Here is a 19,662-nt window from a genome sequence, read left to right as displayed (position 1 = left end):
ATTTGCGCCGCCACGGCGGTGCCGGGCGGCGCGCGCATTTCTCAAAGAACGATCGAGGGGCGCGACGGTTTCGCGCGCCGTCGTGACTAGAACTCCACCCACTCCTCCTCGGGAGCGGCCTTCAGCGCCAGATTGCCGCTGCTGCGCGCGCTAGGGACTGCGCGGATTTGCTGCTTGGCGGGCGCCTGAGGCGCACGTGCCCCGCTGATATTGAACTGGGAGGTCAGCGATTTCAGATTGCCGCTGAAACGCGCCAGATTCTGGCTCGTCGCATTGACCTCCTCGGCCATGGCGGCGTTCTGCTGGGTCACGCGGTCGATGTCATGCACGGCGGTGTTGATCTCGCGCAGCACATTCGACTGTCCTTCCGCGCCGACCGCGATTTCATCGACGATGACGAGGATTTTTTTCACCTGATCGACAATCTGGCGCAGGGATTCGCCGGAGTTGTTCGCCAATGTATTGCCCGTCGAAACCTTGGCGTTGGACTCCATGATCAGCTCTTTGATCTGCTTGGCGGCCTGCGTCGCGCGCTGAGCGAGGCTGCGCACTTCCGTCGCCACGACCGCGAAACCACGTCCGGCTTCGCCGGCGCGGGCGGCCTCGACGCCCGCATTCAACGCCAGCAGGTTCGTCTGGAAAGCGATCTCGTCGATGATGCCGATGATCTGGCTGATCTTTTCAGACGAGTGACTGATGTCGTCCATCGCGGTGATGACTTGGCGAACGATCTTCTCGCCGTTCTCGGCGACGGCGCGGGCGCTCTGGACCACTTCGCGCGCATTGCCGGCGCCATCGGCCGTTTCCCTGACCGCCTGGGTGAACTGATCGACGCTGGCGGCCGTCTCCGCGAGAGTCGCCGCCTGGGTTTCGTTGCGGCGGGAGAGGTCGTTGATGGCGCTGAGGATTTCCTGGGCGCTGGCGTCCATCGTGTCGGCGGTCTCGATCACGCCGACCATCGTGGCGTTGAGACGCTCGACGGCGAGGTTGAATGTGCGCCGAAGCTCCTCATAGTCCTTGATAAACTCCTTCTCCAATCTGAACCGGAGGTCGCCCTCGGAGAGCTTCGTCATCCCCGCCGTATATTCTTTGAAGAAGAAGTCGCGGTTCTCGATATACCACTTCGCGCCGTTCTCACGGTCCTTGGCCTGCTCGGCGGCTTTGGCCTTTTGGGTCTGCGCTTCCGCTTCCGCGGTCCGCATCCCGTCGACCACGGATTTGAAATAGGCGACCGACGCGCTCATTTGGCCGATCTCGTCCTGCCGCTCCGCATAGGGCGGTTCCTCCGCTGTCTCGCCCTTTTCCATGGCCGCCATATAGGCGGTCAGGCGGGCGACGGGCTCGGCGAGCCGCTTGCCGGCAAAGAGGCAGAGCGCGGCGACGGCGCCGATGTTCACCGCAGCCAGCGAAAGGCCGGCGCCCAGCAACCAGTAGCTGCTGACAGCCGCGCTTTCGGCGCCGAATTTCAGCAAGAGATAGAAGCCGACGGCTGTCGCAACCGAAATCACGGAAGCAACAATTGATCCGGCCCACAATATCGTACGAGTGATCGACGATTTCATTTTTTGGCTCGCAAAGGGACGTTTGCGTCGGCGGAACGGCCGCAAACAAGCGCAGGGAAGCGCGACGACGTTGTGAGACGATCGGTGCGCGGGGCTTTTTCGGCCCGGATGTCATTCAGGGCTATTGCGAGGCGGCGTCATGCCTTTGGAGGTCGGTCATCGCCGCGTAAAAATGCGTCGGAACTCCAACTCGGACTTGCGACAATTTGAAGCAGGAAGATTGAGAAAACCCTAAGGCGGCATCTGGCAAAAGCGCAACAAAAGCTTGGCTTTTTGGCCAAAAGCTGCAAAAGCGCCGCCATGAGGTTAGACTGGCCTTGGCCTTTGCACAGGCAAGCGTCGAACTCATTTCAACAAGACGGCAATATGTCCCAAACAGTTGCGCCCGCCTTCCTCGGCGTCGAGCGCTCGATTCTCGGCCGGCCGTGGCGGGCGCGGCTCGATCCCGCGGGCGAGGCGATGGCGCTCGCCCTGGCGCAGGCAGAGGGCCTCGACAACCTCCTCGCGCGGATTCTCGCCGGCCGCGGCGTCGGGGTGGCCGACGCGGCCCGCTATCTCGACCCGAGCTTGCGGGATCTGATGCCGGACCCCTCCACGCTGACCGAGATGGACGCGGCCATCGAGCGCATGGCCCGCGCCATAGAGACGGGGGAGCAGATCGCCATTTTCGGCGATTACGACGTCGACGGCGCCTGTTCCTCGGCTTTGCTCATCGATTATTGGCGCGCCGCCGGCGCGCCGGAGCCCTTCCTCCACATCCCCGACCGCATCTTCGAGGGCTATGGGCCGAACGCCGAGGCCATCCGCGCGCTCGCCGAACGTGGCGCGACGCTGCTCGTCACGGTCGATTGCGGCACGGTCTCGCATGAGCCCTTCCAGGTGGCTCGCGCGCTTGGCCTCGACGTGATCGTCCTCGACCACCATCAGGCGCCGCCGGACTTGCCGCAGGCCATCGTCGTGAACCCCAACCGGCAGGATGACCTCTCCGCACAAGGGGGGCTGTGCGCGGCGGGCGTGGTGTTTCTCGCCCTGGCCGGCCTCTCCCGGCTCCTGCGCGGGCGCGGCTGGTGGGGCGCGGCGCGCCCCGCGCCCGATCTTCTCGCGGCGCTCGATCTCGTCGCGCTGGCGACCGTGGCGGACGTCGCGCCGCTTTCGGGCTTGAACAGGGCTTTTGTCGCAAAGGGCCTTCAGGTCATGCGCAACCGCGCCCGCCCCGGTCTCGCGGCGCTGATGGACGCCGCTCGAATGGATGGTCCCCCGCGCGCCTATCACCTCGGCTTCGCGCTCGGTCCGAGGATCAACGCCGGCGGCCGCATCGGCGACGCCGGACTCGGCGCGCGGCTTTTGACCCTCTCCGACACGATCGAGGCGGCGCGTATCGCGCGCGAGCTGGACCGGTTGAACGCCGAGCGTCAGGGCATCGAAAAGCAGGCGCTGGAGGAGGCGATCGCCCAGGCCGAGCTGCAATTCCACAAGTCGAATCGGCTGAGCTGTCTCGTTGTCGAGGGATCGGACTGGCATCCGGGCGTCGTGGGCCTAGTTGCGGCGCGCTTGAAGGAGCGCTTCAACATCCCCTCATTCGCCTTTGCTCTTAATGGCGAAACGGGATCAGGCTCAGGTAGAAGCTTAAATGGCGTCGACATCGGCAAGACGGTTCGCCGCGCCGTCGATCTCGGTCTCGCCATCAAAGGCGGCGGCCACGCCATGGCGGCCGGGGTCACGCTTCTCAAAGACAAACTAGACGATTTCCGCGCCTTTTTAAACGACGCTCTCGCTGACGCCGTCGACGCGGCGCGCGGCGCCGACGCTCTCGTCATCGACGGCGTCATCGCGGGGCGGGGCGTCAGCCTCGACCTCTTGCGGAGGGTGGAGCGCGCCGGCCCATTCGGGCAGGGCAATCCAGAGCCAGTTTTCGCCCTTGCCGAACAGCGGCTGGTCGACGCGGCGATCGTCGGAGAGAACCATATTCGCGCCAGACTGCGCTCGGGCGACGGCGTCGCGGTCGACGCTATCGCTTTCCGGGTCGTCGGCTCGCCGCTGGGCGACGCGCTGTTGCGGGGGCGGGGGGAGCTTTTCCATGTCGCCGGCCGGCTGTCGCCCAATCAATTCCGGGGCGTGGAACGGGTCGAGACCCGAATAATCGACGTCGCCAGAGCATAAGTGGGAGTCCGGCCGAGGTGTGGCTTCGCCGCCACAGCCTGTCTCAAAACAGACAGGGAGGGGCCCGCAAGTGTGCGTGGCCCCAATTTCGCCCCGATCCCGCCCCCAACTCGCCGCCGCGCAATCTTGTCGTTAACGGCAAGTTCAAATTTAAGGGAGAAACTCCCGACGATCGCAACGTATGGCGAATCAACGTCATGCGCGCCGTTTCGAGAAACGCCTGCGGGCGCTGTCGAAGGGGCGATCAGTCGGGAGACGCGGCTGCCCGCCGTCGCTCCCGGGAAGGACCGTTCCAATGCGATCTACCGCGTTTCGGGAGCATGGGCGTTTGTTGACGAAGTTCCAGCCGACAGTCGGCTCCCTGCGCAGATCGCTTCTCCTGCTCTCACTCGCGGCCCTGGCTGGCTGCTCCTCCACCAGCTCGCCGCGCTACGCCGGCGGCGTCGGTTCGAGCGGCGTCGATCCCCGCTACGGGGTCCGGCCGAGCCCGCGAGTCGTTGCGGATGGCGAGGAGGTTCCGAAAGGCGGCGGCAATTATATGGTCGGCAAGCCCTATAAGATCGCCGGCCAGACTTATTATCCGAGCGAAAGGCCCTTGGCCGCCGTCGGCACGGCCTCCTGGTATGGCTCGGACTTTCACGGCCGCCGCACGGCCAATGGCGAGGTCTTCGACCGCGAATCGATCTCGGCCGCCCATCCGACCATGCCGCTGCCGAGCTACGCCCGCGTCACCAATCTCAAGAACATGCGCTCGATCGTGGTGCGCGTGAACGATCGCGGTCCCTATCATGGCGGCCGCGTCATGGATGTTTCGCAACGCGTCGCCGAGGCGCTCGATTTCCGCTCGGTCGGCACGGCGCGGGTAAAGGTGGAATGGGTCGGCAAGGCCGATCTCGCCGGCGACGACGACGCGCGGCTCCTCGCCACGCTGCGCGACGACAGGCAGCCGGCCACGCTCGATGGCGGCGCTCCGATCATGGTCGCCTCGAAGCAGGAGCAGGTTCGTTCAGCGGCGCTCGTTCAACGCGAGCCGGAGCCAGTCCGTCCGGTCGTCAATGACGCCCCTGTCTCTCCTGCGACCGGGGAAAGTGCGGAGATGATGGCTTATGCCCCGGACGCCCGTCCGGAGCCGCTGCCCGAAACACAGACGGCGTCACGATACGAACAATCTGCGAGCGACGCCCAAGGCGCGCCGAATCTGACGGACGGCGGTTCGGTATCCTCCATTCATGGGGTCAAAACAGCGGCTCCCTCGGAGGACAGGATGAAAGCCTTCCAGGCCGCGCCCCTGCCGCCCGTGCGGCCGGCCTCCTTCAGCCGCGATCATGCCTTAGCTCCCGTGCCGCCGATGCGCCAGGCCCTGAACTGAGCCGCGATGGCTAAGTACGCTGCTCGCGTTGCTTTTTAGAGATCGAAGGATCATTCTCCGCCTTGCGTCGCGCAGCCGCTGCGACATTTTTGTGAGCGGAGGGAGCGTTGCTCATACGCCCATTCAGACTGCTGATCGCGATCTTTTTTCTATTGGCCGGCGCCGTTTCGGCCGCCTGGGCGCAGCCTTTTCAAACCAGCGCCCCGCAAGCGATCCTCATAGACGCGGACACCAACACCGTCCTGTTCGAGAAGGGCGCCGACGACTATGTGACGCCCGCCTCGACGGTCAAAATCCTCACCGCCGAGATGATTTTCCATGAGCTGACCGAAGGGCGCCTGAGGCTCGGCGACGAAATGCAGGTCTCCGAATACGCCTGGCGCAACGGCGGCGCGCCGGCCGGCGGCTCGGCCATGTTTTTGAAGGTCAATAGCCGCGCGAGCGTCGAGAATCTGCTCCGTGGGCTCGTCGTCGACTCTGGCAATGACGCCGCGCTCGTGCTGGCGGAAGGCGTCGCGGGCAATGAGGAAGCTTTCGTCATGCGCATGAACAAGCGCGCGGCGGAGCTGGGCCTCGTGAAATCCCGTTTCGGCAATCCCTGGGGCAAGGCGAGCGACGATCAGAAAGTCACCGCCCGCGAGATGGCCAAGCTCGCCCTGTATGTCATCAAGACCTACCCGGATTATTACAAATATTTCGGCGAGAAGGAGTTCACCTGGAACAACATCCGCCAGCAGAACCGCAACCCGCTGCTGACGATGAGCATCGGCGCCGACGGACTGAAGACGGGCAATATCGAGAAGAACGACTTTGGCCTGGTTGGATCGGCCGTCGAGGACGGCCGCCGCCTCATCGTCGCCGTCTATGGCGCCAAGACCGCCAAGGAGCGCGCCGAGGAAGCGCGTAAGCTTCTCCAATGGGGCTTCCGCAACTTCGAGGCGAAGGATCTGTTCAAGGCCGGCGAGCCGGTCGGACCGGCGCAGGTTTACGGCGGGACGAAAGGGTCGATCGAGCTGGTGTCGAAGACCGACGTGAAAGTTCTGCTGCCGCGCAGCTCCAGCGAAAAGCTTTCGGGCAAAATCGTCTATGAGGGGCCGGTGATTGCGCCTGTCGAAGCCGGGCAAAGGATCGGCAAGCTGGAAATCAAGCGCGGCGCGACCGTGATTCTGGAGCAGCCGCTCGAAGCGGCGGAGGCGATCGATCAAGGGTCGCTGCCCGGCCGCGCATTCGACGCGGTTTACGAGTATGCTGCGGGCAAGATTCACGAGAAGCTGTCGGCCAGGAAATGACGGGCGCCGAAAAAGGCCGGTTCATTACATTCGAAGGCGGGGAGGGCGTCGGCAAATCGACGCAGCTCACGCGCCTCGCCGAGCATTTGCGCGGCTGCGGGATCGAAACCGTGACCACGCGCGAACCCGGCGGCACGCCCAAGGCCGAGACCCTGCGACAAATATTGCTCTCGGGACGCGCCGCGCCCTTGGGGACGCTGGCCGAGGCCGCGCTGTTCGCCGCCGCGCGCATCGACCATGTCGATCGGCTGATTGCGCCCGCGCTGTCGCGGGGGGCCTGGGTGCTGTGCGATCGTTTCGCTGATTCGACCCGCGCCTATCAGGGCGCGCGCGGCGGCGTTGAGCGGCAGGTTTTGTCTTTGTTGGAAAAGGCGGCGGTGGGAGAGTTGAAACCCGACCTTACCGTCATTCTCGATCTGGCGCCGGAGGAAGGCCTCGCCCGTGCGGCGATCAGGCGCGAGGCCGCGGGCCTGCGCGTCGACCGCTTCGAGGCGGAGGATGACGGGTTTCACGAGGGATTGCGCCGCGCTTTCCTGGACATCGCCGCCGACGAGCCCGAGCGCTGCTGCGTCGTCAACGCCGCTTTGCCGGCCGATGAGGTGGCGCGCGCCATACGCCAGCTCGTCGACGCCCGCTTCCTCGAAGCGCAGGCCCACGCCGCTCAATGAGCAAGGAGCCGGCGGGGACGCCCGAAAGCGATCGTTTCGACGACGCGCCGCATCCGCGCGAAACGCTGGCGCTCTTCGGCCATGCGCGCGCCGAGCAGGACCTGCTCGACGCCTATCTGAGCAACCGTCTCGCGCAAGCCTGGATCATCGGCGGCCCGGAGGGCGTCGGAAAGGCGACGCTCGCCTGGCGCTTTGCGCGCTTCCTGCTCGCCCATCCGGACCCGGCTGCCGCTGAGGCGCAGGGCGCCCGTAGCCTCGACGTGCCGGCCGATCACCCGGCCGCGCGGCGCGTGGCGACCATGGCGCTCGCCGACATCTTCCTGTTGCGGCGCGAGTGGAACGAAAAGACCAAGAAGCATTTCACCGAGATCCGCGTCGACGACGTCCGCGACATCACGCGATCCTTCCATCAGGGCTCGGGCACGGGCGGCTGGCGCGTCGCCATCATCGACTGCGCCGATGATCTGAACCGCAGCGCCGCCAACGCGCTTCTGAAGCTCATCGAGGAGCCGCCGGAGCGCTCGCTGTTTTTGCTCGTCGCGCATCAGCCGGGCCGCATTTTGCCGACGATCCGCTCGCGCTGCCGCAAACTGATGCTCTCCGCGCTGACGCAGGAGGAAACCGTCGCGGCGGTGGAGGCGCTGGGCGCGCCCTGGACCGATGCGCCCAAAGCCGACATCGCGGCCGCCGCCGCCCGTGCGGAAGGCTCGGTGCGCGAGACGCTGCGGCTTCTGGGCGGCGACGCCATGGTTTTCGACACGAGCGTCGCGCGGCTGCTGCAACGCCTGCCGCAGGTCGATTGGCTGGGCGTGCATTTTCTCGCCGACAAACTCACCGGCCGCGACAATGAAGCGGCCTACGAGACTTTCATGCGCGCTTTGGAGCGCCACCTCGATTCCCGCGTGCGGGCGCTCTCGCAAAACGGCGCGCCAGCCGCGCGGCTGATCGGCTACGCCCGCGCCTGGGACGAGATAAGAGACCTCGCCCGCGAGACCGAGGTGTTCAATTTCGACAAGCGGGCGATGGTGCTGGGGATTTTCGAGCGGCTGGCGGCGGCGGAGGGGGTGAGGTGACGGCTAGGGATGAATATGACTTCTCTCGGGGCGAGCGCGGCAAATTTTTCCGGCCGGACGCAGAACTCTTGCCGCCTGTTCATTCGGGGGGAGAAGTCCGAGCTTTGAGTGCGTTGGTGCGCTGGGATTAGGACCGCGCGCCTTCAGGCGCGCAGATTCTGGCGAGCCTGAAGGCTCGCTCAGATGCTGACAAAGTGGCAGTGACGCCCCTCGTGCTTCGAGACGCCTGCTGCGCAGGCTCCTCAGCATGAGGGGCTTCTAATTCTCCGTCAAACACTTAGGCCTCATCCTGAGGGCGAGCGAAGCTCGCGTCTCGAAGGACGAGGCCGCCTCGGAAATTTGTCAACTAACTTAGCGAGCCTGAAGGCTCGCGGTCCGGGCGCGACGGGAGCGCGCCCTCATTGCCGCCCTCGCGCCGAGTCTGGCTCCCCGGCTTCCTCCAGCAGGCGTAACACAACCGCTGGATCGCGTGGAAATCCCGCCCTTATCCACTCCGCCTGCAGCGCCTTCAACGTCGCGCCGAGCTCGCGCCCCGGGGCGACGCCGCGGGCGATGAGGTCTGCGCCCGTAATGGGAAACGCGGGGGCGGGCGTCTCGTCGAGATATTTCGCCGCCTCTAGCCAATCTCCATCGTCGGGCTCGGCGCGGCTCTCGGTGAAAGCCAGCGCCAGCGCATCCCCCGCCGCCCGGCCGCCGACCAGAAAAAGCATCTCGCGCAGATGCGAGACCGGCGGCGGCTGGTCGATCCCATGCAAGGCCGACAGCGCCTTCGCGGCGGCTACCAGCCGGACGTGTTCGTCATTCGAGAGCCGCAGCCGCGCGCGCAGGCGGTCGGCGTCTTCCACCGTCAGCACGGAAAAGGCGGCGAGGCGCAGCACCGCGTCGGGCTTCTTGCCGCGCGCCGCCTCGAAGGCGGCAAGCCGGGCGAGCCGCGCCGGATAGCCCATGCCCAGCAGCACCTCGATGATCCCGGCATGGGACATGGCGCCCATGACCTCGGGCGCGCGCCGCGCCGGGAGAAGCTTGATGATCTCGGCGCGGATGCGCTCGCGCGAGAGTCGCGCGAGATTTTCGCGGGCGATGATGGACTCATGGAGCCCCGCCCGGTCGAAGCCGCCTTCGCCATGCGAGGCGTTGAAGCGGAAGAAACGCAAGACGCGCAGATAATCCTCGCGGATGCGCGTGGCCGCGTCGCCGATGAAGCGGATGCGCTTGGCGGCGATGTCCGCAAGCCCCCCCGTATAATCGTGGAGCTTGCCGTCGGGCGTGACCGAAAGCGCGTTCACCGTGAAGTCGCGACGCCGGGCGTCCTGCTCGAAATCGCCGCCGAAGCGCACGATGGCGTAACGGCCGTCGGTCTCGACGTCCTCGCGCAGCGTCGTCACCTCGAAGGGCGTGCCGGCGACGACGATTGTCACGGTGCCATGCTCTATGCCGGTCGGCACGCCCTTCAATCCGGCGTCGCGCGCCGCCTTGAGCACCGCTTCCGGCAAAGCCGTCGTGGCGAGGTCGACCTCATGGGGTTGGAGCTTAAAGAGCGCATCGCGCACGGCGCCGCCGACGACGCGCGTTTCGGCGCCGGTCTTGGCGAGCGCGGCGAAGAGCGTCGCGAGACGCGGATCGTCGAGAAGGCGCTCGACCCCTTTCATTGGAACTGGCCCGGGACGAGCCTGCCGTTTTCGACATGGGCCGGGACATAGGCGCCCTGCTGACGCCCGGTGAGGCCTAGGGTCAGCATCCCGGCGATGGCCGTTATGAGCCCCGCGATCGTCAGCAGCGATAACACGCGCCCGTGCCAAAGCTCGGCGACGAAGGGCCAGCGCCTTTGCAGGAGATGAAAGCCCACATAGGCCACAAAGGGCGTCAGAAAGAGCAGGGCGGTTTGAAGCGCGATGCGCCACATGGGCGAGGGGCCTTTATCGAAAATTGCGGTTGTTTCTTAGCATTTTGGTCGCGCTTTCCGTCATTGCGAGCGCAGCGAAGCAATCCAGCGCGGCGGCTGTGGCTCCTGGATTGCTTCGTCGCTACGCTCCTCGCAATGACGATATAGCGGGCTTAGGTGGGTCTTACTGTTCAGTGCTTATCTAGCGGCGGCAGATCGAGGTGCTGCTCCACGCGCCGCATTCGCGCTTCGAGTTCGCTGATGATGACGCCGTGGCCGACGACGGAAGAGTGATAGTCCACAACGGCGCGGCGGAGGCCCACGATCTGGTCGCCAAGCCGCTTTTCAATGGTCAGAAAATCTGACGCCACGTCCGCGCGCAGAGAGTTGATCTCGGAATGGAGATCATCACGGACGCTACGAATTTCCGTGCGAAGGCCATCGCGGATACCGTGCATCTCCGAGCGCATATCCGCCATCTCGCCGCGCATCTCGCGCAGGAGTTGCAAAACCAGGTTTTCGGGTTCGTCGGCCAATGCTCACTCCGCGCCGCTTGGCTGGCTGCCGTAGCTTTCCTCTTTTAGCGCACCCCGGCAGGCGCGTGAAGGCGGCGGCGGCGGCGGCGCTCGAGCGCGGCTATTTCTGCGGCGGCCTGCTTCGCCACAATTCGCGCGCGTTTGACGGCGAGACTGTTCAGCGTCCAAAATCGCGGAAGAGGGACGCCTCCCGCGAAGATTGTTGCGCCCTGGACTGATGCATTCGCGGGCGCCGATCCCTATCTTCTTGGCAACCGTGGCAGATGGACCCCCTCGCGCCCATGAACTCAATCAATGTTGCGCCGCTCGAAACCGCCGTCGCCGAATCGGCCGAGCGGGCGCTGGATCATATCGGGCGCGCCCGCGCCGCCATCGGCGCCGTCATTTTCGGACAGGACGAGGTGGTGGAGCAGGCGCTCGTCACTATTCTTGCCGGCGGCCACGGCCTGCTCGTCGGCGTGCCGGGCCTCGCCAAGACGAAGCTCGTCGAGACGCTCGGCAAGGTGCTGGGCCTCGCCGAGCAGCGCGTGCAATTCACGCCGGACCTTCTGCCTGCTGACATCATCGGCTCGGAAGTGCTGGAGGAGGGCGCCGACCGCACCCGTTCCTTCCGCTTCATCAAGGGCCCGATCTTCGCGCAGCTTCTCATGGCGGACGAGATCAACCGCGCCTCGCCCCGCACGCAATCGGCGCTGCTGCAGGCGATGCAGGAGCATCATGTCAGCGTCGCCGGCAAGCGCTACGACCTGCCGCGTCCTTTCCATGTGCTCGCCACGCAGAACCCGCTGGAACAGGAAGGCACCTATCCGCTGCCCGAGGCGCAGCTCGACCGCTTCCTGCTGCAGATCGACGTGCATTACCCGGACCGCGCCAGCGAGCGCCGCGTGCTGCTGGAGACGACCGGCGACAAATCCGCCGAGGCTGTTCAGGCGCTCGACGCCGAAGAGCTGATGGCGACGCAGCGCCTCGTGCGGCGTCTGCCGGTCGGCGACAAGGTGGTGGACGCTATCCTCGATCTGGTGCGCGCCGCGCGCCCGGGCGAGGGCCATCCGGAGATCGCGCCGCATGTCGCCTGGGGTCCGGGCCCGCGCGCCGCCCAGGCGCTCATGCTCGCGACCCGCGCCCGCGCGCTCGCGACGGGGCGCCTGGCGCCGTCGCTCGACGACGTCGCGGCCCTGGCGGCGCCGGTGCTGCGTCACCGCATGGCGCTGAATTTCGCGGCGCGCCGCGAGACGACTGTCGCGGAGCTGATCGACAAGCTCGTGTCGCGGATCGGCTGATGGCGGTGCGTTTACCCCCTCCCCAACCCTCCCCCGCTTCGCGGGAGAGGGGGCCGATTGTGACCTTCATCGAGAATGCTGATCGTGAGCGTCCCCTCTCCCGCAATAGCCCGTCGAGAGACGGGCGTCTTGCAGACGCCCTTTGGCGGGGGAGGGTCAGGGAGGGGGCGCTTCAGCACCCGCTATGATCCGGCCAATCACCACCACAGCCTACGACCCCGCCGCCCGCACGCAGATCGACGGCGCCGTCGCGGCCGATTTGGCCGCGCGCCTGCCGCGCCTCGTCAATCGCGCCCATGAGATCGCGGCCAGCGTCGCCTATGGCGTTCATGGCCGCAAGCGCGCGGGGCAGGGCGAAACCTTCTGGCAATATCGCCCCTTCACCCATGGCGAGGCGGCGCATCGCATCGACTGGCGCCGCTCGGCGCGCGGCGACCAGCTCTATGTGCGCGAGCGCGAGTGGGAGGCGGCGCACGACTATTTCCTCTGGATGGACTGCTCGCCCTCCATGGCGTTTGTCTCCTCGCTCGCCCAGGATGACAAGCTTTCGCGCGGCGTCACGCTCGGTCTGGCGCTGGCGGATGTGCTGGTGAAGGGCGGCGAGCGCGTCGCCGCATTAGGGCTGACCGCGCCCATCTCCGCCCGCGACGTCATCGACCGCCTGTTGCGCGCGCTCTACGACGGCGCCGCCGATATTTCGCGCGACGAGCTTCCCCCTGAAGCAGCCTTGCGCCCACGCGCGCGCGTCGTGCTCATTTCGGATTTTCTGTGCGACCTCGACGCGCTGTCCGCGCGGCTGCGGGGCTTCGCGGGCGCCGGCGCCTCCGGCGCCTTGCTGATGATCACCGACCCCAGCGAAGAGAGCTTTCCCTTCACGGGCGAGACCATGTTCCTCGATACGGACGGCGGCCCGGCCTTTCATGCGGGCGACGCGCGCAGCCTGCGGGCGGCCTACGCCAAGCGTTTCGACGCGCATCGTGAGGCGGTGCGCGAAGCGGCGCGCGCCAGCGGCTTTCTCTTTCTGCAGCATCACACCGACCGGCCGGCCGCCGAGGCGGCGCTCGCGCTCGCCATGGGCCTGCATGGCGTGGAGGAGACGCTGTAATGGGCGGCCTCTCCTTCGCCGCGCCGCTGGCGCTGATCGGCCTCGCAAGCCTGCCGCTGATCTATTGGCTGCTGCGCGTGACTCCGCCGCGCCCGCGCGAGATCGTTTTTCCACCAACCAAAATTTTGCGCGAGCTGCGGCGCGATGAGGAGACGCCGTCGAAGACGCCTTTATGGCTTCTTCTCATGCGCCTCGGGCTCGCGGCGGCGCTGATCCTCGCCATGGCGGGGCCGGTCTGGAGTCCGTCCGGGACAGTCGCGGCCATCTCAACGCCGACCCTCGTCGCGCTCGACGATAGCTGGGCGGCGGCGCCTTCCTGGGAGAAGCGTGTCGCCGCCGGAGCGTCGATCATTGAAAGCGCCGCGCGCGGCGGCGCCCCGGTCGCCGTCATGACGCTTTCCGAGACCGCCGCGCCGAGCCTCTCCGAGGCGGGGCGCGCATTGGAGAAGCTGCGCTCCGAGCGGCCGAAACCCTATTTCTCCAACCGCAGCGCGGCGGCTGACGCGCTGGCCGCTTTCGCCAAGGCAAATCCTAAGGCGCGGATCGTGTGGATCAGCGACGGTCTCGCGCAGGGCGAGGCGGGCGCCTTCGCCAAGGCGCTGAAGGCCGCCGCTGACGCCGGGGCTCGAGTCGAAGTCCTCACCGACGATCATGCGCCGCTGGCGCTCGCCGCGCCGGCGAATGACGCCGCGACGCTCGGCGTCGACGCCTTGCGCGCTGACGCCTCCGGGCCCGCCGCCGCGACGGTCGTGGCCTATGACTCCCGAGGCCAGATCATTGGCCGCGCCGGCGTCGATTTCGGCGGGGCGCTGCGGGCGAAGGCGACGCTCGATCTGCCGGTGGAGCTGCGCAACGACGTGAGCCTATTGCGCATCGAGGGCGAAAACTCCGCCGGAGCCGTGGCGCTGCTCGACGCGCGCTCGAAGGTGCGCCGCGTCGCTGTTGCCGGCGGCGCCGGACTCGACGAGGCGCAGCCCCTGCTGTCGCCGCTCTATTACCTGGAAAAGGCGCTCGCGCCTTTCGCACAGACCCGCGAAGCCCGGCCCGGCGTAACCGACCCCATCCAGGCGCTGCTCGCCGAGCGACCCAATGTTTTGGCGCTCGCCGACGTCGGTCTAGCGCCCGGCGAAACCTACGAGGCCTTGAGCCGCTTCGTCGAAGAGGGCGGCACGCTCATCCGCTTCGCCGGCCCGCGCCTCGCCAATGCCGCGGACGATCTGCTGCCCGTGCGCCTGCGTCGCAATGGCCGCGTTCTCGGGGGCGCGCTGTCCTGGGAGACGCCCAAGGCGCTCGCCGATTTCGACGCAGCGAGCCCCTTCTTCGGCCTGCCGGCTTCGAAGGACGTCAGCGTCCAACGTCAGGTGCTGGCGGAGCCCGATCCCGGCCTTGCGCAAAAGAGCTGGGCGCGGCTCTCCGACGGCACGCCGCTTGTCACCGCCGAGCGGCGGGGCAAGGGGCTGATCGTGCTCTTCCACGTCAATGCCGATACGAGCTGGTCGAACCTGCCGATCTCCGGGCTCTTCGTGGATATGCTCAAGCGCATCTGCGCCATGTCCGGCGAGTCCGCGCCCTTGCCGGGCGACGAGACGACGGCGACCGCGAGCGACCAGCGGCTGCTGGCGCCGATGAAGGCGCTCGACGGTTTCGGGGCGCTTGGCGCGCCGGGGCCGAACGCTCAGGCGATCACGGCCGATTTCACAGGGGCTGCGAGCGCGGAGCATCCGCCGGGCCTTTACGGGGCGGGCGACGCTTCCGTGGCCTTGCAGACGCTGCGGGCGGAGGACGACATCTCTCGCTTCGATTTCGCGGCGGCGGGTCTTGCAACGAGCGTCCTTGCCTCCGGCGCGCCCATCGACTTTCGTGGCCCGCTGCTCGCCGCCGCGCTCCTCGCCTTTATAGCAGACGCCGTCATCGTTCTGGTTCTCTCCGGCAAGTTGCGCGTGAGGCCGCTGACGGCGGCGGCCGGGGCCGTGATCATTCTTTTGGCTCCCTTGCATGCGCGAGACGCGCGCGCCGAGAACGGCGCGAAGACGGTCGTCTCGCAGCGCGACAAGGAGGCGGCGCTGACGACGCGGCTCGCCTATGTCGTCTCGGGCGATACGAAGATCGACGAGGTGTCGCGCTCCGGCCTCGAAGCCCTTTCGAGAACGCTCGCCACGCGCACGTCCTTTTCGCCCGGCGATCCGATCGGCGTCGATCCGGCGAAGGACGAACTTGCCTTCTATCCCATGCTCTATTGGCCGGTTGTGGCGAGCGCGCCGCAGCCCTCGGCGAAGACCACCGCGCGGGTCGCTAATTATATGCGGCAGGGCGGCACCGTCGTCTTCGACACGCGCGACGCGCTCAATCAGCGGCCCGGCGAGGCGCCGACGTCCGAGACGCAATGGCTGCGCGACTTCACCAAGGGGCTCGATATTCCTGAGCTGGAAGTGATCCCGAGCGATCACGTCATCACCAAGACCTTCTATCTGCTCGACGGCTTCGTCGGACGCTACGCCAGCGGCGAAACATGGGTCGAGGCGTTGCCGCCCGATCCGAAAGAGGGCGCCGCGCGGCCGGTGCGCGCCACCGACAGCGTCTCGGCGATCGTCATCACCTCGAACGATCTCGCGAGCGCTTGGGCGCAGGACAAGCGCGGCCAGCCGCTCTTTCCGCTGACGCCCGGCGGCGCGCGGCAAAGGGAGCTGGCGCTGCGGGGCGGGGTCAATCTCGTCATGTATACGCTGACGGGCAACTATAAATCCGACCAGGTGCATGTGAGGGATTTGCTGGAGAGAATAGGCCAGTGACGCGCGCTCTCGCCCCCTCCCTGTCCCTCCCCCGCTTTGCGGGAGAGGGGACGCTCACGACCAGCATTCGTGCCCCTTCGATGAAGGCGACCATCTGCTCCCTCTCCCGCAAAGCGGGGGAGGGTTGGGGAGGGGGCGCATGACCGATCTCAACCTCACCTTCGCGCCGCTGCTCCCCTGGTCGCTTCTCGCCGCCTTCGCGCTTCTCGGCGCCGCCGCGCTCGCCCTCGGCGCCATGGCGGGCCAGCGCGGAACCGCCCTGCGGGCGCTCGCGCTCGCGCTCGTCCTCGCCGCGCTGACGGACCCGTCACTCGTTACCGAAAAGCGTGATCCGCAAAAGACCGTGGTCGCGGTCGTCATCGACAAGAGCGAGAGCCAGAATTTCGGCGCCCGCGCCGCGCAGACCGAGGAGGCTCGCAAGGCGCTCGACGCGGCGCTTGCGAAATTCGGCGACGTCGAGACGCGCTTCGTCGCCGTCACCAATGACGCCAGCGGCAATGACGGCACCAAGCTTTTCGGCGCGCTGGAGCAGGCGCTCAAAGACGTGCCCCCGGAGCGCGTCGGCGGCGCCTTGCTCGTCACCGACGGCGTCGTGCACGACATTCCCGCCAAGGCCGAGGCGCTGGGTTTCCGTGCGCCGATCCATGCGCTGATCACCGGCAAGGAGAAAGAGCGCGACCGCCGCATCGAGCTTGTCGAGGCGCCGCGCTTTGGCATCGTCGGCAAGGAGCAGACGATCCGCGCCCGCGTGGTCGACACGGGCGGCGACAATGCGCGCGCGCCCATCACCGTGCGGCGCGACGGCGAGAGCCTGCCGACCTACAGCCCCGTGCCGGGGGACATCGTTAATATACCGGTGAAGATCGCGCATGGCGGCGCCAATATCGTCGAGCTGGAAGTCCCGCCCGCCCCGGGCGAGCTGACGCTTGCCGACAATAAGGCGGTCGTCTCCATCGAAGGCGTGCGCGACCGGGTCAAAGTGCTGCTCGTCTCCGGCGAGCCGCATCCGGGTGAGCGTAGCTGGCGCAATCTTCTGCGCGCCGACGCCAATGTGGAGCTCGTCCACTTCACCATCCTGCGCCCGCCGGAAAAGTTAGATGTCACGCCGTCGAGCGAATTGTCGCTGATCGCCTTTCCGACGGCCGACCTCTTCGGGCGCAAGATCAACGAATTCGATCTCATCATCTTCGATCGCTATTCGAGCCAGACGCTGCTGCCCTCGGTCTATTTCGAGAATATCGCGCATTACGTCGAAAACGGCGGAGCCTTTCTCGCGGCGGTGGGGCCGGATTACGCCACGCTGCGCGGGCTTTATTATTCGCCGATCTCGACCATCCTGCCGGCGCGGCCGGACGGCTCATTGTTCGAAGAGGCGTTCAAGGCGCATATCAGCAAGGATGGCGAGAAGCACCCGGTGACGCGCGGCCTGCCCGGCGGCAAGAGCGATCCGCCGCAATGGGGGGAATGGTTCCGCCAGATCGACGCCGATGTGCTGAAGGGAACGCCCATTCTCTCCGGGGCGCGCGACAAGCCGTTGCTCGTGCTCTCGCATGAGGGCAAGGGCCGCGTGGCCTTGCTGCTCAGCGATCAGATCTGGCTCTGGGCGCGCGGCTATGAAGGCGGCGGCCCCAACGCCGACCTGATGCGCCGCCTCGCCCATTGGCTGATGAAGGAGCCCGACCTCGAAGAAGAGGCGCTGCGCGCCGAGGCCCGCGGCCGCGAGGTCACGGTCGAGCGCCAGACCTTGAAGGACGCAGCCGCGCCCGTGACCGCGACCGGGCCCTCGGGCGCGCAGGAGGTGGTCACGCTGAAGCAAAGCGAGCCCGGCCTGTGGCGCGCGCGCTTCGACGCCAGGGAAATGGGCCTCTGGCGCTTCGAGAGCGACGGTCTGACCGCGCTCGTGAACGTCGGGCCGGCGAACCCGCGCGAGTTCCGCGAAGTGGCTTCGACGACCGAGAAGCTCGCGCCTTTGGCCGAGTCGACGGGTGGCACGGTGCGGCGTCTGAGCAAGAATTCCGACGACGTGACCATGCCGCGCCTCGTGGAGATGCGCGACGCGAGCCGCTATGGCGGGTCGGATTGGATCGGCGTTCGACAGACGGGGGCCTCGACGCTCGTCGGCGTGGAGGTGGCGCCGCTGGGGCTCGGGCTTTGGGCGATGCTGGGGCTGTTGGGGTTGGTCGTGGCGGCCTGGGCTTGGGAAGGCAAACGGGGCTGATTTCTACCTTCTATGGCCACTGGGGGCCGTCAATGGACGACGAGGCAAGGCGCCAAAGTGGGCGCCAGCTCAAACCAGCATCCCTAAATGCCGTATTGATCGAGTGTCGCGCCGGGCTCACATTTCGAGCGGGCTGAAGTTCGTTCCGCCGAAGAGGAGGATCAAACATGAAGCGCAGGCATATCCTTGGTTTCTTGATTGGCGCATCTCTGGCGATCGGTTTCGAGCCGGTCGCGGAAGCAATGCCGGCGGCCACGCCCGGAATCGCCGCGGCTGTCGGCGTCTCCAATGGTCCGGTTGTGCAGGTGGTGACGCGCGCTGGCGTCGTGCATCGGTCGACGCGCCGCACGGCGCGGCGTGTGGAACGCCGTCACGCCTACTAAGCGAAGGACGCCTCGTCGCGCTTCGCCAACAAATGGGCGCGGTTCTGGCGGTTTGGGGCGGGGGCTTCTTAGCGGAAGCTTTCGACCTCCACATCCGTCTCCACTCGCGCCCCGCGACGCTCCAGCGTCAATCTTTTCCGCTCTCCCGGCGCGCCGTGAAGCGCGGAGAGAACATTCTCCTTGCTCGCGCCGCGCGCCGCGCCGCCGTCGACCGCCAGTAGCTCATCGCCGATCTCGACGCCCAGCGGCGCTTGCGGTCGAGACGCGGGTTGCGCCACGCCGCCAACGAGGTAGCGTTCTCCCTGGCGCACCAGCGTCACTGGCAGTTGGTCCAGCTCGGCCGCGTCTGGCGCCTTTTGCCGGCGCCAGTAGCTCATGCGGTTCGGATAATCGATCGTCAGCTCGAAATCGCGTAGCGCGTTGGCGCCCAGCCAGCCGATGACGGGCGCGGGCGCCGCCTTGCGCCAATTGTCCCAGAAGAGATCGCCGAACGCGCTTTCCACAAAGCCGCCCAACACCGGGGCCGTGCCGAGAAAGCCTAATTCGCTCAGCTCCACGTTGTCGCCTAGGCGCACGCTCGGGATGCGGAGCACGTCGCCCTCTTTCTCGAAGGCGAAGTCGACCATATTGGCGTTGGCCGCGCCGACGGCGCCATGGGCGCGCAGCCAATCGGGATGGCGGGCGAGCAGATTGCGCGCGATGTCGCCGCGCATCCAACTGTAGCCGCTGCCGGCGTCGATCACGAACGCGCGCGTCTCGCCGTCAATTTGGTCCTCGACGGCGGCGAGCCCCGTTTCCGTATTGAGTTGGATCGGAACGGGGAGGCCTTCCGGCGCCTTGGCGCCCGGCGCGTCCAGCGCAAAGAGGCGCCGGCCGTAGTCGATGCGCAGGACATGATCCGTAAACATCCGCGCCGGCAGCATCGCCTCGACCCGCCGCGGCGCGAAGAGATGGTCGAAAGTCGGAACGCCGACGCCGCCGTCGCCATCTTTGACCTGATCCGCGCGCGCCTCGAAGGCGCGCTCGCCAATCCGGAGGCGCAAGGGCGCGCCGCGATCGAGACCAAGCTCACGATAAAGGTCAGAGGTTAGAACGGGCGCCGCCATGCCCATGTTGAACCAGGCGAGGGCTCTGCGTTCCTGGCCATCCGGCCTCACAAAGGCGACGTCGAGGAGAATGCGGCCCGCATCGAGGATGAAGGGAACGCCGTCTCGCGGCGCCGGAGGTTTCTTGGCTGGCGCGGCGGCGGCTGACACGGCGATCGATAGAGCCGCGACGAGCGACGTAACGATGATGCGCATGCAATGCCTCTTTGAAAATAAAGGGGGAGGGCGCTACCTGGTCTTCT

General features: G+C 66.8%; 15 protein-coding genes. 10 read left to right on the top strand and 5 right to left on the bottom strand.

Features of this window, described 5'->3' with window-relative positions; genetic code table 11:
* Positions 1-86: 86 nt before the first annotated feature.
* Positions 87-1,508: a methyl-accepting chemotaxis protein gene (locus JJT62_RS06145; protein ID WP_210340581.1), complete on the bottom strand. Its 1,422-nt coding sequence runs from the start codon at positions 1,506-1,508 to the stop codon at positions 87-89.
* Between the two features lie 420 nt (positions 1,509-1,928).
* On the opposite strand from JJT62_RS06145, the gene recJ reads away from it, so the two are divergent.
* From recJ to JJT62_RS06120, 5 genes are all read left to right on the top strand, one after another.
* On the top strand, positions 1,929-3,722 hold the full coding sequence (gene recJ, locus JJT62_RS06140; protein ID WP_202071826.1) for a single-stranded-DNA-specific exonuclease RecJ: 1,794 nt from the start codon (positions 1,929-1,931) through the stop codon (positions 3,720-3,722).
* Positions 3,723-4,050: 328 nt separating this feature from the next.
* Positions 4,051-5,091: a septal ring lytic transglycosylase RlpA family protein gene (locus JJT62_RS06135; RefSeq protein ID WP_246744739.1), complete on the top strand. Its 1,041-nt coding sequence runs from the start codon at positions 4,051-4,053 to the stop codon at positions 5,089-5,091.
* 113 nt (positions 5,092-5,204) lie between these two features.
* Positions 5,205-6,380 carry a D-alanyl-D-alanine carboxypeptidase family protein gene (locus JJT62_RS06130; RefSeq protein ID WP_370568499.1) on the top strand — a complete coding sequence of 392 codons (1,176 nt, stop codon included), beginning with the start codon at positions 5,205-5,207 and terminating at the stop codon, positions 6,378-6,380.
* A complete protein-coding gene (gene tmk / locus JJT62_RS06125; RefSeq protein ID WP_202071824.1) occupies positions 6,377-7,048 on the top strand; it encodes a dTMP kinase in 672 nt (223 codons plus the stop codon). The genes JJT62_RS06130 and tmk overlap by 4 nt, the downstream gene beginning before the upstream one ends.
* Positions 7,045-8,121 carry a DNA polymerase III subunit delta' gene (locus JJT62_RS06120; RefSeq protein WP_202071823.1) on the top strand — a complete coding sequence of 359 codons (1,077 nt, stop codon included), beginning with the start codon at positions 7,045-7,047 and terminating at the stop codon, positions 8,119-8,121. The genes tmk and JJT62_RS06120 overlap by 4 nt, the downstream gene beginning before the upstream one ends.
* 398 nt (positions 8,122-8,519) lie before the next feature.
* On the opposite strand, the gene JJT62_RS06115 is transcribed toward JJT62_RS06120, so the two are convergent.
* The 3 genes from JJT62_RS06115 to JJT62_RS06105 form a co-directional block, all read right to left on the bottom strand.
* On the bottom strand, positions 8,520-9,770 hold the full coding sequence (locus JJT62_RS06115) for a CCA tRNA nucleotidyltransferase (protein ID WP_202071822.1): 1,251 nt from the start codon (positions 9,768-9,770) through the stop codon (positions 8,520-8,522).
* Positions 9,767-10,024: a DUF6111 family protein gene (locus JJT62_RS06110; protein WP_202071821.1), complete on the bottom strand. Its 258-nt coding sequence runs from the start codon at positions 10,022-10,024 to the stop codon at positions 9,767-9,769. The genes JJT62_RS06115 and JJT62_RS06110 overlap by 4 nt, the downstream gene beginning before the upstream one ends.
* Before the next feature lie 170 nt (positions 10,025-10,194).
* Positions 10,195-10,539: a hypothetical protein gene (locus JJT62_RS06105; RefSeq protein WP_202071820.1), complete on the bottom strand. Its 345-nt coding sequence runs from the start codon at positions 10,537-10,539 to the stop codon at positions 10,195-10,197.
* A 281-nt stretch (positions 10,540-10,820) separates the two neighbouring features.
* On the opposite strand from JJT62_RS06105, the gene JJT62_RS06100 reads away from it, so the two are divergent.
* From JJT62_RS06100 to JJT62_RS06080, 5 genes are all read left to right on the top strand, one after another.
* On the top strand, positions 10,821-11,819 hold the full coding sequence (locus JJT62_RS06100; RefSeq protein WP_202071819.1) for a MoxR family ATPase: 999 nt from the start codon (positions 10,821-10,823) through the stop codon (positions 11,817-11,819).
* A 184-nt stretch (positions 11,820-12,003) separates the two neighbouring features.
* On the top strand, positions 12,004-12,924 hold the full coding sequence (locus JJT62_RS06095) for a DUF58 domain-containing protein (protein ID WP_202071818.1): 921 nt from the start codon (positions 12,004-12,006) through the stop codon (positions 12,922-12,924).
* Entirely contained in the window at positions 12,924-15,713 is a 2,790-nt protein-coding gene (locus tag JJT62_RS06090) for a DUF4159 domain-containing protein (RefSeq protein WP_202071817.1), read from the top strand. The genes JJT62_RS06095 and JJT62_RS06090 overlap by 1 nt, the downstream gene beginning before the upstream one ends.
* 139 nt (positions 15,714-15,852) lie before the next feature.
* Positions 15,853-17,931, top strand: coding sequence for a hypothetical protein (locus JJT62_RS06085; protein WP_202071816.1), 2,079 nt, complete (start codon positions 15,853-15,855; stop codon positions 17,929-17,931).
* A 167-nt stretch (positions 17,932-18,098) separates the two neighbouring features.
* Positions 18,099-18,314: a hypothetical protein gene (locus tag JJT62_RS06080; protein WP_202071815.1), complete on the top strand. Its 216-nt coding sequence runs from the start codon at positions 18,099-18,101 to the stop codon at positions 18,312-18,314.
* A gap of 68 nt (positions 18,315-18,382) precedes the next feature.
* On the opposite strand, the gene JJT62_RS06075 is transcribed toward JJT62_RS06080, so the two are convergent.
* Positions 18,383-19,615, bottom strand: a complete 1,233-nt coding sequence (locus JJT62_RS06075; RefSeq protein ID WP_202071814.1) for a peptide-binding protein — start codon at positions 19,613-19,615, stop codon at positions 18,383-18,385.
* Positions 19,616-19,662 lie beyond the last annotated feature (47 nt).

Origin of the sequence: Methylocystis sp. Sn-Cys (assembly GCF_016745395.1) — a bacterium.
Taxonomy (GTDB): Bacteria; Pseudomonadota; Alphaproteobacteria; order Rhizobiales; family Beijerinckiaceae; genus Methylocystis; species Methylocystis iwaonis.
The sequence above is the reverse complement of the archived record's forward strand: the minus strand, read 5'-3'. Positions and strand labels throughout refer to the sequence as shown.